A 14,960-nucleotide genomic window follows, 5' to 3' on the forward strand; every position below is an offset into this window, starting at 1 on the left:
TATTACACACCCCCGGGGTTTGGGCCCCCGGGGGGGGGGGGCACGACACCGGTGATGAGGTAAAGGGCGCGCCTCACACTCCGCTGTCGTCCCTGCGAACGCAGGGACCCATACTCCGAGAATTCAATGAGGTGCGCGGAACGGGCCGCGCGCCTGTTTCGGGCATCACGCGGTATGGGTCCCGGCTCAAGGCCGGGACGACACCGGGTGTGGGGCTGGCTGATCGGCCTACAGCATGCTCGGCAGCACGCGATCCGGCGGCTTGTGGTTGTCGAGGAAGGTCTTGATGTTGATGATGACCTTCTCGCCCATCTCGACGCGGCCCTCGATCGTGGCCGAGCCCATATGCGGCAGCAGGGTCACCTTGCCGGCCTTGGCGAGCCGGACCAGCCGGGGATTGACCGCGGGCTCGTGCTCGAACACGTCGAGACCGGCGCCGGCGATGTCGCCGGCCTCGATCTGCCGCGTCAGCGTCTCCTCGTCGATCACCTCGCCGCGCGCGGTGTTGACGATGTAGGCGTCCTTGCGGATGAGTTTCAGCCGGCGCGCCGACAGCAGATGGAACGTCGCCGGCGTGTGCGGACAATTCACCGAGATGATGTCCATCCGCGCCAGCATCTGGTCGAGGCTCTCCCAATAGGTGGCGCCGAGCTCGTCGGCGATGACAGGGGCGACCGGGCGGCGATTGTGATAGTGGATCTGCAGGCCGAAGGCGCGGGCGCGGCGCGCCACCGCCTGGCCGATGCGGCCCATGCCGATGATGCCGAGACGCTTGCCGCCGATGCGGTGGCCGAGCATCCAGGTCGGCGACCAGCCCGCCCAGTTCTTGCCCTCGGTGAGGACAGAGGCGCCCTCGATCAGCCGCCGCGGCACGGCGAGGATCAGCGCCATGGTCATGTCGGCGGTGTCCTCGGTGAGGACCTTCGGCGTGTTGGTGACGGTGATGCCGCGCGCGACCGCCGCGGCGACGTCGATATTGTCGACGCCGTTGCCGAAGTTCGCGATCATGCGCAGCTTGCAGTCGGGCTGATTGAGGATGTCGGCCGTGATGTGGTCAGTGACCGTCGGAACCAGCACCTCGGCGGTGCGCACCGCATCTGCGAGCTGCTCCTGGCTCAACGGCTCGTCGTCGAGATTGAGCCTGGCGTCGAACAGCTCGCGCATGCGGGTCTCGACCGAGTCCGGCAGCTTGCGTGTCACCACGACGAGGGGCTTTTTCCTAGCTGACATGTGCTGCTCTCATGAGATCCTTCAGACCTCATTAACCGGGTTCGCCGAAACTACCGTCGTCGTCTGAGAAGGGGCGTTTCCCTGCACTGGTCGTGTCGGATCTCGCAGGTGGGCCGATCCGTCCCTGACAGGGTTTCGCGAGCGATTCTCAGGCGCTTCCTGGCCGCTTGTGTTCGGTCCTGTCTAGCAGAAGGCCGGGCCAAGACAAGAAGCCAACGGCAGGTCAGGACCTGTGCTGCTGCAAGCCCTCTCTGTGCACGAAGGGGGGCAGCCTGGCGGTTCGATGGGGATCGGGCGAAGGACCGTACGGCGAAGCCGACGGCGGTCCTTGCGAGGGAGAGTGAGTTGAGTTCGATGGCGTTGGGGCGTTTGGGTGTGGTCGTGGTGCTCGCGGCCGGTCTGTTCGACGGTGCGGTCGGCTGCGGGGCTTTGGCAAAGGATTCGGCTCTTCCGACCAGCGGCCTGCCGGTGCCGCGCTATGTCAGCCTCAAATCAGATCATGTGAACGTCCGCGCCGGTCCGACCAAGGACAACGACGTGGCCTGGGTCTATACGCGTTCGGGTCTGCCGGTCGAAATCACCGCCGAATATGAGAACTGGCGGCGGGTGCGGGATTCCGAGGGCTCCGAAGGCTGGGTCTACCACTCGCTGCTGTCCGGACGCCGCACCGCTGTCGTCACCATGAAGAACAAGGACGATCTCGCGCCGATCTTTGAGAGCGCGGACTCCACGAGTGCGGTCACGGCGCGGCTGCAGGCCGGCGTCGTCGCGCAGGTCAAGAGATGCGGGAACGGCTGGTGCAAGGTTCTCGGCACCGGGTTCGAAGGCTGGATCCAGCAGCAGCGGCTGTGGGGCGTCTACGCCGACGAGCAGGTCAATTGATACGATTCGAAAGGGCCGGCCGGGGCCGCCCTTCGCCCGACATCATGTCGACATGAAAATGCCCGCGAGCAACGCGGGCATGATGCCGATGTGCGATGTCGAAGGCCTGCTCAGCGCTTCTTGCGCAGCCGGACCACCATGTCGATCCGGGCGATCTCGTAACCTTCCGGGGCCTCCGGGAGCTTCGACAGCGCCAGATGCTGATCCGGAATGTCGACCAGCTCGTGGTTGTTCTCGAGATAGAAGTGGTGGTGGGCGGTGACGTTGGTATCGAAATAGGTCTTGGTGCCGTCCACGCTGACCTGACGCAGCAGGCCCGCATCGGTGAGCTGGTTGAGGGTATTGTAGACGGTCGCCAGCGACACCGGGACCTTGGCCAGCGTCGCTTCCTCGTACAGCATTTCGGCGGTCAGATGCCGCGCGCCCTTGCCGAACAGCAGCCAGCCCAAGGCCATGCGCTGCCGCGTCGGACGGAGGCCGGCGGTCTGCAGCATTTCGTTGACGTCGTGCCACGGGCAGCCATTGAGCGCAGGCTGCCGTCCCGTTCCCAGCCCATCCGGACCGGCGCGGTCGTGACCACTCATCGAAGCGTTGTTGCTGGCTTCCACTTCATGCACCAAAATATTCACACCACCAGTTTCGATATAGGAAGAAACCCGCTCAGATGCAAGCTTATCGCAACTAACGTATCTAGAACGCTCCTAAACTGCAAGCGCGGCCTGCTGCGGCTGCCGGTCCGGCCAGGGCGTCGATTTAGCTGGATACGCGCATTGACGCCGCAATCCCCTATGTTAGAGACGCGCGGACCCGATTTGACCTGCCATGGCGGGCGCGGCCGGCCATGATGGTCGTCCCGCCGTTCCGATCGCCCTGGGCTAGGGCGCTGGCCACCGACGGCATGGCCCGAAGGCGAGACGGCGCATGAACGGGTCGACGCGCGAAGGGCCACGTCGCGCGCCACATTTTCCACCGGGGATCGTTGAGAAAGGCTCATCAAGCATGTCGGACCGCCGCGGCAGTTATGAATATGAAGACCTGCTGGCCTGCGGCCGCGGGGAGCTGTTCGGTCCCGGCAACGCGCAGCTGCCGCTGCCGCCGATGCTGATGTTCGATCGCATCGTCGAGATCTCGGAAACCGGCGGCGAGTTCGGCAAGGGCGTCGTGCGCGCCGAGCTCGACGTCAAGCCGGACCTCTGGTTCTTCGCCTGCCATTTCAAGAATGATCCGGTCATGCCGGGCTGCCTCGGCCTCGATGCGATGTGGCAGATGGTCGGCTTCTTCCTCGGCTGGACCGGCGGCGCCGGCCGCGGCCGTGCGCTCGGCCTCGGCGACCTGAAATTCTCCGGCCAGGTTCTGCCGACCGCGCGCAAGGTTGTGTACAACGTCGATATCAAACGCGTGATGCGCTCAAAGCTGGTGCTCGGCATTGCCGACGGGTGGCTTTCGATGGATGGCGAGATTATCTATCGCGCCAAGGACCTGAAGGTCGGCCTGTTCAAGCAGGACTCCGCGCCGGCGTGAACCGGCTGGCCCCGAGCAGAGACAGTGCAGCAGGCGTGATCGCAACAGAACACACGAGCAAGGCGAGGCGAACATCATGAGGCGGGTCGTCATCACGGGCATGGGCATCGTCTCGTCGATCGGCAACAACACCCAGGAGGTGCTGGCGAGCCTGTACGAGGCGAAATCCGGCATTTCCCGTGCTGAGAAATACGCCGAGCTCGGTTTCCGGTCCCAGGTGCAGGGTGCGCCGACGCTGAACCCCGCTGACGTGGTCGACCGCCGCGCGATGCGCTTCCTCGGCGAGGGCGCGGCGTGGAATCACGTCGCGATGGAGCAGGCGATCCTCGATTCCGGGCTCGAGCCGTCGGACGTCTCCAATGTTCGCACCGGCATCATCATGGGCTCCGGTGGACCGTCGACGCGGACGCTGGTCGAGGCTGCCGACATCACCCGCACCAAGGGCCCCAAGCGGGTCGGACCTTTTGCGGTGCCGAAGGCGATGTCGTCGACGGCCTCCGCCACGCTCGCGACCTGGTTCAAGATCAAGGGCGTCAACTACTCGATCTCCTCGGCCTGTGCGACCTCCAATCATTGCATCGGCAACTCCTATGAGATGATCCAGTACGGCAAGCAGGACGTGATGTTCGCCGGCGGCTGCGAGGAGCTCGACTGGACGCTGTCGGTGCTGTTCGACGCGATGGGCGCGATGTCGTCCAAGCACAACGCCACGCCCGCGACCGCGTCGCGGCCCTACGATGTGACGCGTGACGGCTTCGTGATCGCCGGCGGCGCCGGCGTCCTGGTTCTCGAGGAGCTCGAGCGCGCCAAGGCACGCGGCGCCAAGATCTACGGCGAGATCGTCGGCTATGGCGCCACCTCGGACGGCTATGACATGGTCGCGCCGTCGGGCGAGGGCGCCGAGCGCTGCATGCAGATGGCGCTGTCGACGGTGAAGACGAAGATCGACTACATCAATCCGCATGCGACCTCGACGCCGGCCGGTGATCCGCCGGAGATCGAGGCGATCCGGAAAGTGTTCGGCCGTGGCGAGAAGTGTCCGCCGATCGCGGCGACCAAGGCGCTCACGGGACATTCGCTCGGCGCCACCGGCGTCCAGGAGGCGATCTATTCGCTGCTGATGATGAAGAACGGTTTCATCTGCGAGAGCGCCAACATCACCGAGCTCGATCCTGCCTTTGCGGACATGCCGATCGTGCGCAAGCGCGTCGACAACGCGAAGCTCGGCACCGTGCTGTCGAACTCGTTCGGCTTCGGCGGCACCAACGCGACGCTGGTCTTCAAGCACCTCGACGCCTAAGATTTCCAACAGCACGGGTTTCCTCGGCACGCGGCCGGACAACAGCGAAAGGCTTTTCGCACCGATGTCCGGCTATCGGCGTTTTTGGAGCCTGACGATCATCCTGGCTGGGTCGGTCCCGGCATGACGAAGGAGAGTAAGCATGCAGGGTCTGATGGCAGGCAAGCGCGGCCTGGTCATGGGCATCGCCAATGACCATTCGATCGCCTGGGGCATCGCCAAGACGCTGGCTGCGCACGGGGCCGAGATGGCCTTCACCTATCAGGGTGATGCGCTCGGCAAGCGCGTGCGCCCGCTCGCCGACGAGCTCGGCGTCAAGCACGTGCTGTCCTGCGACGTCGAGGACATCGCCAGCGTCGACAGCGTGTTCACGGCGCTGCGCGAGGCCTGGGGTGGCCTCGACTTCATCGTCCATGCCGTGGCCTTCTCCGACAAGAACGAGCTCAAGGGCCGCTACGCCGACACCTCGCGCGAGAACTTTTCGCGCACGATGCTGATCTCGTGCTTCTCCTTCACGGAGATCGCCAAGCGCGCCGCCGAGCTGATGCCCGAGAGCGGCGGCAGCATGATCACGCTGACCTTCGACGGCTCCAACCGCGTGATGCCGAACTACAACGTGATGGGCGTCGCCAAGGCCGCGCTCGAAGCCTCGGTGCGCTATCTCGCCGCCGACTACGGCCGCCGCGCTATCCGCGTCAACGCGATCTCCGCCGGCCCGGTGCGCACGCTGGCCGGCTCCGGGATCGGCGACGCCCGCTTCATGTTCGCATTCCAGCAGAAGCATTCGCCGCTCGGCCGCGGCGTGACGCTGGAGGAGCTCGGCGGCTCCGCGCTCTATCTGCTGTCGGAGCTGTCGGGCGGCGTCACCGGCGAGATCCACTACGTGGATTCCGGCTACAACGTCATCTCGATGCCGCGGCCCGAGGATCTCAAGGCCGAATAGGGCGCCGAAGGTCTCGCCAGACGAGGACATTCCGGCTTCGCGCGGACGATCCTCGCGATCCACCCAATTTGTCCCAATTGAAGCCGATCTTCCGGCGCGGTAGTCAGAGAGGCTGGCGCAACTCTGGGGGCTCTTCGGTGACGGCGCGAAGGCATGCGTCGGTCACGATGGTCGAGGCAGCCGGTCGCGTCGGCAGCAGGACAATCGTGGGGGCGATCGGCGATGCTGCGGTCAGGGATCCGGGTCATCGTTCTCCGAGCGATGATCGGCATGGCATGTGGGGCGGGGTGCTCCGCCACGGCGCGCGCGCAGTCCAGCGTCTGGGATTCCACGATCTCCAACACGAACTGGTATGTGCCAGCGGCTCAGCTGCTGGCCTACATGGCGCCGAAGACGGGCTTCGCCAATCCGATCCCCATCGGTGACCAGACGCTGTGGACCTTGGGCACGGCGACCAACGGCTCTTTCACCGGGACCAGCGTCGCTCAGCTCAGGATCGGCGCGGCGGTGCTGACCGACAGCTCGACCATTCAGGGCTTCGTCACCACCAGCGGCCAGATCACGATGCTGTTCACGCCGACGGGGGGCGGCACGGCGACCGTCGGGCTGGGCTACATGCGCACGCTCAACGGCGTGACCAGCATGGAAATGCAGATGATCACCGGCGGCAGCCTGCTGGTGACGCACTGGGCCTACATGCTGCCCTACGACCCCGCGACGTTCACGCCGCCGCCATCGGCGCCGGTGCCTGCCAATTCGGTGCCGCAATGGGCATGGACAGAGGGCACGCCGTGGCGAATCGTCAGCCCGGCCTTGTTCGGCACGGCGGCGCCCGGGCGCTTCGTCATCACCAGCTACCAGAACGGCTATTTCTGGGGCGCCGGCATCGCGCCGCGTGGCAGCACTGCCGGCGGCTTCACGCTGCTGGGCTCGGTCACGCCGGAGGGCAGCGTCTTGTTCAACACGCTGTCGCGCGGCAGTCTGACCAGCCTGTACGGCGCGGTGAGCGGCAATGCGTCGGGCGCGCAGATGGTGACCTCGACATACGACCTCACGGGAGCCATGACCGGAGATCTGGCGACGATGTCGCTGGTAAAGCCCTACGGCGAGACGTTGCGGTCGGCCGGCGGCCGGGTCGGCCTGGAAGCCGCAGATGTGCTGTACCGGCTGTCGACGACGCCGGCGGGCTGGAGCGGATCGATGGCGTCGGGGTTTGCCGCGCTCGACAATCTCAGTGGTCCATCGCTCGCCAGTGCCGTGAAGCAGACGTTGCCCGTGCTGACCGGCGCGGCCTCGCAGGCGACCTATGTCGCGCAGCGCGACGTCCGGCAGACGATGACCAGCCGGCTCGATGACGTCAGCGGCCTCGGCGGCGCGGCCGGCCGCAATGTCTGGATGCAGCCGCTCGGCGGCGCCGCACGGCAGGCGGGACGTGACGGTGTCCCGGGCTACAACGCCTCCGGCGGCGGCCTCGCCTTCGGCGCCGATGCCGCGCTCTCGCCGCGCGCACTCATTGGCGGCATGTTCGCCTATTCACGGCAGACGATCACCGGGAGCGACGACGCGGTGCCGAACCGTCTTGGCCTGTCGTCCTATCAGCTCGGACTGTACGGCGCCTACGCGATCAGCCGCGACCTGATGCTGGACTATCAGCTCGACGGCGGATGGAGCGACAACGGCGAGAGCCGATCGTTGAGCTTCATCGACATGTCCGCCGGTGGAAGCTACCGCTCCACCACCGGTCATGCCGGCGCAGGTCTCAAGACGCGCATTCCGCTGACGGATGATTTCGCGCTGGTCCCGTCACTGCGGCTGGACTACGGCACCGTGCGCAGCAACTCCTACCGCGAGAGCGGCGCCGGCGGCTTCAGTCTCAACGTCGATCCGCAGAGCTATCAGGAGCTGACGACGACGGCTGGGCTGAAAGCTGTCTATGCGCTCTCCAGACAGGTTCGCCTGAGCAGCGATATCGCCGTCGGCTACAATGCTTTGAACCAGCCGCTGCAGATCGGCGCGGCCTTCTCCGGCGGCGGAGATGGCTTCACCACCAACGGCCTGGCCCTTTCGCCCTGGATCTATTCGGCCGGTCTCGGGTTGATCGCCGCCGGCAGCGACCGGTTCGATGTCAGCATCCGCTATGGCGTCAACGCGACATCGTCCGGCCTCATCCAGCATTCCGGACATGCGGTGCTGAAGGTCAGGCTGTGAGTGCCCCCGGCCTACTCGTTGGAAAAATAGTCCGGCAGCGTCTGATCGAGCCGGAATCGCAGCATGGATCGTGCCATATCGCGCAGCACGGTGTTGTTGGCGGCATCCTCGGGCTTGGCCGGAAAGGCGGAGTTGTCGACGTCGCCAGCATGTGAGGGTGGGCCCATTCCCGAGGTCAGCCGCGACATGAAGCTCTTCGAGCTCGGCGGAGGCGGAAGCTTCTCGAAGGTCGTGCCATCGAACAATCCAGCGCCGAGCATGACAAACACATGGGTGTAGCGCACCAGCCCTGCGATACGGCTGACGACTCCGATGCCGGAGACCGTGTCGTAGGTCGATGGTTCGCGACCGGATGCGCGTACGATCACGAGATAGCGGGCGCACCCCGCGGAGCCGGCGACCTTCTTGACGATGGCCGGTAAAACAGCATTCGCTTCCGCAGCCGAGGTCGACTGATACAGCGGATCGAACGCGCCCGCTGGGACAGCGATGCGACGAACTTTGTCGCCGCCCAACGCTTTGGCCCGGGCGTAGATCAGGTCATCGAAGCCCCAGGAGACGGGCACTCGCTTGAAGCTGCCGCCAAGTTGCACGATCCCATTGTCCTGCACCGTGAAGACGTCGCCGACAGCGGCGATCAGACCGGTGCCGCAAGGGCCACTTTCCCGCGTCGCCGTCGGTCTTGCGGGTTTGGCATTGGCAGCGGCCGTCTTGGGCGCGGCTTTGACGGTTGGCGCTGCTGTTGACGGTACGGATTGCGCCAGCACGTGGCTCGGTGTGAAGGCCAGTGCGAGCAGCAGCGGCGCGAGCCGGCGCCAGGCTGGCGTCGCGAACGCGCGAGAATTCGAGCAGGTCATGGGAGTTTTCATGTCGGTTCCCTGCGCCGCTGTCAGCGCTCTTCCACCTTGAAATACGCCGGCATGTCACGGTCGAGCTGCTCGGTGACGAGCCGCCGGATGGCGTCGCGCAGCCTTGCATTGTTGGCGGCATCCGCGGCGACGGTGGGATACAGCGAGTCGTCGGCGTCATGCATGCCCGGGATCTTGACCAGGCCCTCGCCCAGGCTTTCGACGACGCGTTGGACGGTGAAGTTGGGGTTGCGCAGCGTTTCGAAGGTCTCGCCGTCGAGCAGCTTGATGTCGAGATAGGCAAAAATGAACGTGTGGGTGAAGATGGCGCTCATCTGCAGGATGCCAAATCCGGTGACGTTCTGATTGGTGTTGCCGACGCGGCTGGTCTGCCGCTGGATCACCAGATAGCGGCGGCATCCGGCCGACGCCACGATCTGCTTGACGACCCCGGTCAGCGTCTCGCTCTCCTCGCGCAGGAAGAACAGCTTCGGCTTCTCGAAATTGTCGAACAGCTGCTTGTCGTAGGTGATGCGGCGAACGCCCGCGCCGCCGGCGGCCTTGACGCGCGCATAGATCAGATCGTCGAGCCCCCAGTTCACTGGCATCTCGGCGAACTCGTTGTTGAAGACGGTCAGGCCGATCTTCTGGACGGTGAACAGATCGTGCGTCGCGGTGATCACGCCCATGTCGCAGGGCCCGCTGTCGACAGCGGCGGCCGGCTTCGCTGCCGCCTTCTTGGCGGCGGGCTTCGCCGCGGCCTTCTTGGCGACGGCCGGCGGCTTTGCAGCTGGCGCAGGTGCTGACGGCGCCTGCGCCCATGACGGTTTTAAGAGCGACGGTTGGACGAGCGCGAGAACCAGGGCGGCGACGGCGAGGCGGCGGATCAGCATGGGCAATACGGACATCGGTGCGGTTCGAGAACGGCGAGGGCCGTCGGGAACCCGAAATTAGTTGGCACAGCAATGCACACGCAATCATTTCTCGCGCGGACGCGAGATGCGTCGCCGCTGCACGTCAGGCGTTCAGCTGGCTGTGGGCTGTCGTTGGCGCTTCCAGCGATAATATTTCATCATCCGGCCATGGAGTGGGTCGGCTTGTGTCTTCTCCACGACAAAGCCTTCGCGCTCATACCAGCGCCATGCCTTCCCGTTGCCTTCGGCGCAGCGCAGCCAGACCTCGTCGGGCAGCAGCTCACGGGTGAAGGCGAGCAGGCGCCGGCCGAGCGAGCGGCCCTGATGGGACGGCGCGATCATCAGCTGGTCGAGATAGAGCTCGTCGAGATTGATCGCGAGCATCGCGGCGAGCTGACCGCCGTCGTCGGCGACGTAGAGGCTCCAGCCATTCTCGACTTCGCGCGGCACACGCTCCTTCAAGAACGTGAGCAGCCGGTCGCTCGGGCTCTCCAGCCCGGTCGAGCACCAGCTCTCCATCCAGAGCTTGGCGATGGCGTCATATTCGTCCGGGCGAGCGGGGCGGATGATCGGCTGGTCCATGGCGAGTGACCTCCGGCGAAATGTGAGAGTGACGTAAGCCCTCTCATCCGTCATTGCGAGGCGCGCAAGCGACGAACCAATCCAGAATTCCCGAGAAGCCCTGGATGGCTTCGCTGGCGCTCGCAATGACGCGGATGCGCTGACGACTGCCAACGAAAAAGGGCGGCCCGAAAGCCGCCCTCCGTATCTCATTCGACGTTCAGCGCGGCCTACTCGCCGGCAGCTTCGCGCGGTGCGTCGCCGCCGTCAGTCTTCTGCTTGGCTTCGAGGTCCTCGCCGGTGGTCTGGTCGACGGCCTTCATCGACAGCCGGGTCTTGCCGCGGTCGTCGAAGCCGAGCAGCTTGACCTTGACCTTGTCGCCTTCCTTGACGACGTCGGTGGTCTTCTGCACGCGCTTGTCGGCGAGCTGCGAGATGTGCACGAGGCCGTCGCGGGTGCCGAAGAAGTTCACGAAGGCACCGAACTCCATCACCTTGACGACGGTGCCGTCATAGATCTGGCCGACCTCCGGATCGGAGGCGATCGACTTGATCCACTTGATCGCGGCCTTCATCGCTTCGCCGTCGCTGGAGGCGACCTTCACGGTGCCGTCGTCCTCGATGTTGACCTTGGCGCCGGTCTTCTCGACGATCTCGCGGATCACCTTGCCGCCGGTCCCGATCACTTCGCGGATCTTGTCGGTCGGGATCTTGAAGGTCTCGATGCGCGGCGCGTATTCGCCGAGCTCGGCGCGCGCGTTGGTCAGCGCCTTGGACATCTCACCCAGGATGTGGATGCGGCCATCGCGCGCCTGGCCGAGGGCCACGCGCATGATCTCCTCGGTGATGCCCTCGATCTTGATGTCCATCTGCAGCGAGGTGATGCCGCTCTCGGTGCCCGCGACCTTGAAGTCCATGTCGCCGAGATGGTCCTCGTCGCCGAGGATGTCCGAGAGAACGGCGAAGCGCTTGTCCTCGAGGATCAGGCCCATCGCGATGCCCGCGGTCGGCCGCTTCAGCGGCACGCCGGCATCCATCAGCGCCAGCGACGAGCCGCACACGGTGGCCATCGACGACGAGCCGTTCGACTCCGTCACCTCCGACACCACGCGGGTGGTGTAGGGGAACTCGTGGTGCGGCGGCAGGACCGGGTGGATGGCGCGCCAGGCGAGCTTGCCGTGGCCGATCTCGCGGCGCTTCGTGCCGCCGAGGCGGCCGGTCTCACCGACCGAGTAGGGAGGGAAGTTGTAGTGCAGCAGGAACGTCTCTTTGTACGTTCCCGACAGCGCGTCGATGTACTGCTCGTCCTCGCCGGTGCCGAGCGTGGTCACGACCAGCGCCTGGGTCTCACCGCGGGTGAACAGCGCCGAACCGTGGGCGCGCGGTAGCACGCCGACTTCGCAGACGATGTTGCGCACGGTCTTGGCGTCGCGGCCGTCGATGCGCTTGCCGGTGTCCAGGATGTTCCAGCGAACGATCTTGGCTTCCAGCTCCTTGAACACGCCGGAGACGCGCAGCTTGTCGTATTTCGGCTCCTGCCCTTCCGGGAAGAAGTGCGCCATCACCTTTTCCTTGACGGCGCCGACGGCGGCGTAGCGCTCCTGCTTCAAGGGTATCGCATAGGCCTTGCGCAGGTCTTGCTCGGCGATGCCCAGCATTTCCTTCTCGATCGCGCTGTTGTCGATGACGGCGACGTCGCGCGGCTCCTTGGCGGCCTTCTCGGCGAGCTCGATGATCGCGTTGATCACCGGCTGGAAGTGACGGTGACCGAACATCACCGCGCCGAGCATGATGTCCTCGTTGAGCTCCTTGGCCTCCGATTCCACCATCAGCACCGCGTCGGAGGTGCCGGCGACGACCAGGTCGAGCTGGGTGTCGGCCATCTCGTCGAGGGTCGGATTGAGGATGTATTCGTCATTGGCGAAGCCGACGCGGGCCGCGCCGATCGGGCCCTTGAACGGCACGCCCGACAGCGTCAGTGCGGCCGACGCGCCGACCAGCGCCACGATGTCCGGATCGTTCTCCATGTCGTGCGACAGCACGGTCACGATGACCTGGGTCTCGTTGCGCCAGGCGTCGACGAACAGCGGGCGGATCGGGCGGTCGATCAGGCGGGAGACCAGCGTCTCCTTCTCGGTCGGACGGCCCTCGCGCTTGAAATAGCCGCCGGGGATGCGGCCTGCGGCATAGGTCTTTTCCTGGTAGTCGACGGTCAGCGGCAGGAAGTCGACGCCTTCGCGCGGCGCCTTGGCGGCGACCACGGTGGCGAGCACGACGGTCTCGCCATAGGTGGCGACGACGGCGCCATCGGCCTGGCGGGCGATCTTGCCGGTTTCAAGCTTGAGGGGACGTCCACCCCAGTCGATCTCGACGGAATGCTTGGTAAACATGGGTATCTTCTTTCATGAGATGAGCGAAGGCAGACCCCCCAGAAACAAAAAAACCATGCGCAAGATTGCAGGGCGCTGGATTGCGATCAGCGCCCTGCGATCCTGCCATGGTTTTCTTATTTCGGATGGCGTCCATCCTTCTCGTCGTACGGGCACCTTGCCCGTCACGCCCAGCGGCCGGATTGCTGCTGAGACGTACTGCACAGTCTGGGCAGGATCGTTCGAAGAGCGTATCCGCTTCTTTCCAGATCCGGCCAGACCGCATGAACCCGGACTTAGCGAACGCCGCAGGAGGGCGGCGTTCTCGGGATCATGCCACGACGCGCACGAAATCCGCGCGCGTTCAGTCCAAGTCGAAGCTCAACGGCGAATGTTGTGCTTCTCGAGCAGCGCCTTGTAGCGCGCCTCGTCGTTCTTCTTCAGATAGTCCAGCAGCGAACGGCGGGTCGACACCAGCTTCAGGAGGCCGCGGCGGGAGTGATTGTCCTTGCCGTGGGTCTTGAAATGGCTGGTCAGGTTGGTGATGCGTTCCGACAGGATCGCAACCTGCACCTCGGGAGAACCGGTGTCACCGGCCTTGGTGGCATTCGCCTTGATGATTTCCGCCTTGCGCTCTGCGGTCACCGACATCGTCAGTCTCTTTCGTTGCGACCGGAGCTGGCAGTCAGTCCGGTCAGGTTGAACACGCGCTTGGGGATGAGTTCGCCATTGCCAATTTCGGCAAGCGCCAGAAGGCGGCCTGCGACCGTGACATAGACTGTGCCGCTACTATTGGGCGCATCCCGTCCGCGCAACAAGACGGCCTGGCCCCTGTGGAGCCTTGCCGCATCAGCCCGAGTGACGGCCAGTGCCGGGATGTCGTCCAGCGCGGTCTCAACGGGCAGGAGTGCGTCGGCGAGGCTTCCCTCGCCGGACGCGGCTCTATTGCACAAAGCCTCCAACTGTTCCAGCGGAATCATGTCGTTCTCGGTAAACGGACCCACAAGGGTCCGCCGAAGCGCGCTGATATGGCCGTAACAGCCGAGCAGGCGGCCCATGTCGCGGGCCAGCGCCCGGACATAGGTTCCCTTGCCGCATTCGGCCTCGAACACCGAATGGTCGGGGTCGGGCTGGTCGACGAGGGTCAGTTCGTGGATCTCGACCGGGCGCGGCTGCAGTTCCACGACCTCGCCGTCGCGGGCGAGGTCATAGGCGCGCTCGCCCTGGATCTTGATCGCGGAATAGCGCGGCGGCGTCTGCTCGATCCGGCCGGTAAATTGCGGCAGCAGCGCGCGGATCGCCTCCGCGTCCGGACGCTGCGTGCTGGTCTCGGTGACCCGTCCTTCGGTGTCGTCGGTATCGCGCTCCTCGCCCCACGTCACGGTGAACCGGTAACGCTTGCGGCCGTCCATCACGAATGGAACGGTCTTGGTGGCTTCGCCGAGCGCGATCGGCAGGCCGCCGGAGGCAAGCGGATCCAGCGTTCCGGCGTGGCCGGCGCGCTTGGCCTGGAACAGGCGCTTCAGGATCGCCACCGCCTGCGTCGACGTCATGCCGATCGGCTTGTCGAGCACCACCCAGCCGTGGACGTCGCGGCGGTCGCGGCGCGGCTGGTTGCCCTGCTTCTGCTTGTTGCGGGGGTCGTTGTTGTCGCGTGGCCCGCGCCCGTCGGAAACATGGGTGGTCTTGACAACGGTCGTTGCGGCGCTCGGCGCTTCGACAGTGCCGGTTTCGGGGGGGATGGTCATCAGCTCTCTTCCGAATCCGAATTGAGGTCTCTCTGCACCGCAGGTGTTCGCAGTAATTTCTCGATCCGTTCCGCTTCGTCGAATCGTTCGTCGACGCGGAAGCGGATGTCAGGTGCAAATTTCAGGTTAACGCGCCGCGCGAGCTCGCCGCGCAGGAACTTCTTGTTGCGCTCGAGCGCCGCAAGCACGACGTCAGTGTCACGTCCGCCGAGCGGCATGATGTAGATGGTCGCGAGCTTCAGGTCGGGGGACATGCGGACTTCGGGCACCGTAATGATGTGTCCCTCCAGGTCCGGATCATGCGCGTGACCCTGGCTGAGAATGTCGGCGACAGCGTGACGCACGGTCTCGGCGACGCGCAGCTGACGTTGCGAGCCGCCGGAAGCGGCGCTTCCCCTCTGGTGATGGCGAGGCATTTTTCAAAATCCAATGGATC

At 65.2% G+C, this 14,960-nt stretch carries 14 protein-coding genes; 5 read left to right on the plus strand and 9 right to left on the minus strand.

Annotated features, from left to right (window positions below; translation table 11 throughout):
- Positions 1 to 228: 228 nt before the first annotated feature.
- Entirely contained in the window at positions 229 to 1,230 is a 1,002-nt protein-coding gene (locus QQL87_RS13280; protein ID WP_284418599.1) for a 2-hydroxyacid dehydrogenase, read from the minus strand.
- Positions 1,231 to 1,584: 354 nt separating this feature from the next.
- Between QQL87_RS13280 and QQL87_RS13285 the strand changes: the two genes are divergently transcribed.
- On the plus strand, positions 1,585 to 2,112 hold the full coding sequence (locus QQL87_RS13285; protein ID WP_284418648.1) for an SH3 domain-containing protein: 528 nt from the start codon (positions 1,585 to 1,587) through the stop codon (positions 2,110 to 2,112).
- Positions 2,113 to 2,222: 110 nt separating this feature from the next.
- Here the strand turns inward: QQL87_RS13285 and irrA are convergent, their stop codons facing one another.
- Positions 2,223 to 2,696, minus strand: coding sequence for an iron response transcriptional regulator IrrA (gene irrA / locus QQL87_RS13290; protein WP_035638612.1), 474 nt, complete (start codon positions 2,694 to 2,696; stop codon positions 2,223 to 2,225).
- Between the two features lie 415 nt (positions 2,697 to 3,111).
- Here irrA and fabA point away from each other — a divergent pair, with 415 nt between their 5' ends.
- The 4 genes from fabA (at position 3,112) to QQL87_RS13310 (ending at position 8,084) form a co-directional block, all read left to right on the plus strand.
- Positions 3,112 to 3,633 carry a 3-hydroxyacyl-[acyl-carrier-protein] dehydratase FabA gene (fabA, locus tag QQL87_RS13295; protein WP_284418600.1) on the plus strand — a complete coding sequence of 174 codons (522 nt, stop codon included), beginning with the start codon at positions 3,112 to 3,114 and terminating at the stop codon, positions 3,631 to 3,633.
- Between the two features lie 76 nt (positions 3,634 to 3,709).
- Entirely contained in the window at positions 3,710 to 4,933 is a 1,224-nt protein-coding gene (gene fabB / locus QQL87_RS13300) for a beta-ketoacyl-ACP synthase I (protein ID WP_284418601.1), read from the plus strand.
- A gap of 142 nt (positions 4,934 to 5,075) precedes the next feature.
- Positions 5,076 to 5,876 (plus strand): enoyl-ACP reductase FabI, encoded by an 801-nt coding sequence (fabI, locus tag QQL87_RS13305; protein WP_284418602.1) that lies wholly within the window; start codon positions 5,076 to 5,078, stop codon positions 5,874 to 5,876.
- A gap of 261 nt (positions 5,877 to 6,137) precedes the next feature.
- On the plus strand, positions 6,138 to 8,084 hold the full coding sequence (locus QQL87_RS13310; protein WP_284418650.1) for an autotransporter family protein: 1,947 nt from the start codon (positions 6,138 to 6,140) through the stop codon (positions 8,082 to 8,084).
- A gap of 11 nt (positions 8,085 to 8,095) precedes the next feature.
- Here the strand turns inward: QQL87_RS13310 and QQL87_RS13315 are convergent, their stop codons facing one another.
- The 7 genes from QQL87_RS13315 to rbfA form a co-directional block, all read right to left on the minus strand.
- Entirely contained in the window at positions 8,096 to 8,953 is an 858-nt protein-coding gene (locus tag QQL87_RS13315) for a hypothetical protein (protein WP_284418603.1), read from the minus strand.
- A 20-nt stretch (positions 8,954 to 8,973) separates the two neighbouring features.
- The gene (locus QQL87_RS13320) at positions 8,974 to 9,840 is read right to left on the minus strand and encodes a hypothetical protein (protein WP_284418604.1); all 867 of its coding nucleotides are present in this window, start codon (positions 9,838 to 9,840) and stop codon (positions 8,974 to 8,976) included.
- A gap of 117 nt (positions 9,841 to 9,957) precedes the next feature.
- Positions 9,958 to 10,428, minus strand: a complete 471-nt coding sequence (locus QQL87_RS13325; protein WP_284418605.1) for a GNAT family N-acetyltransferase — start codon at positions 10,426 to 10,428, stop codon at positions 9,958 to 9,960.
- Between the two features lie 209 nt (positions 10,429 to 10,637).
- Positions 10,638 to 12,797 carry a polyribonucleotide nucleotidyltransferase gene (pnp, locus tag QQL87_RS13330; protein WP_284418606.1) on the minus strand — a complete coding sequence of 720 codons (2,160 nt, stop codon included), beginning with the start codon at positions 12,795 to 12,797 and terminating at the stop codon, positions 10,638 to 10,640.
- 360 nt (positions 12,798 to 13,157) lie between these two features.
- Complete coding sequence (gene rpsO, locus QQL87_RS13335; protein WP_284418607.1) at positions 13,158 to 13,427, minus strand: 30S ribosomal protein S15; 270 nt, start codon at positions 13,425 to 13,427, stop codon at positions 13,158 to 13,160.
- A gap of 2 nt (positions 13,428 to 13,429) precedes the next feature.
- Positions 13,430 to 14,524: a tRNA pseudouridine(55) synthase TruB gene (gene truB / locus QQL87_RS13340; RefSeq protein WP_284418608.1), complete on the minus strand. Its 1,095-nt coding sequence runs from the start codon at positions 14,522 to 14,524 to the stop codon at positions 13,430 to 13,432.
- Positions 14,524 to 14,940: a 30S ribosome-binding factor RbfA gene (rbfA, locus tag QQL87_RS13345; protein ID WP_284418609.1), complete on the minus strand. Its 417-nt coding sequence runs from the start codon at positions 14,938 to 14,940 to the stop codon at positions 14,524 to 14,526. The genes truB and rbfA overlap by 1 nt, the downstream gene beginning before the upstream one ends.
- Between the last annotated feature and the right edge of the window lie 20 nt (positions 14,941 to 14,960).

Origin of the sequence: Bradyrhizobium sp. SSBR45G (genome assembly GCF_030159255.1) — a bacterium.
Taxonomy (GTDB): Bacteria; Pseudomonadota; Alphaproteobacteria; order Rhizobiales; family Xanthobacteraceae; genus Bradyrhizobium.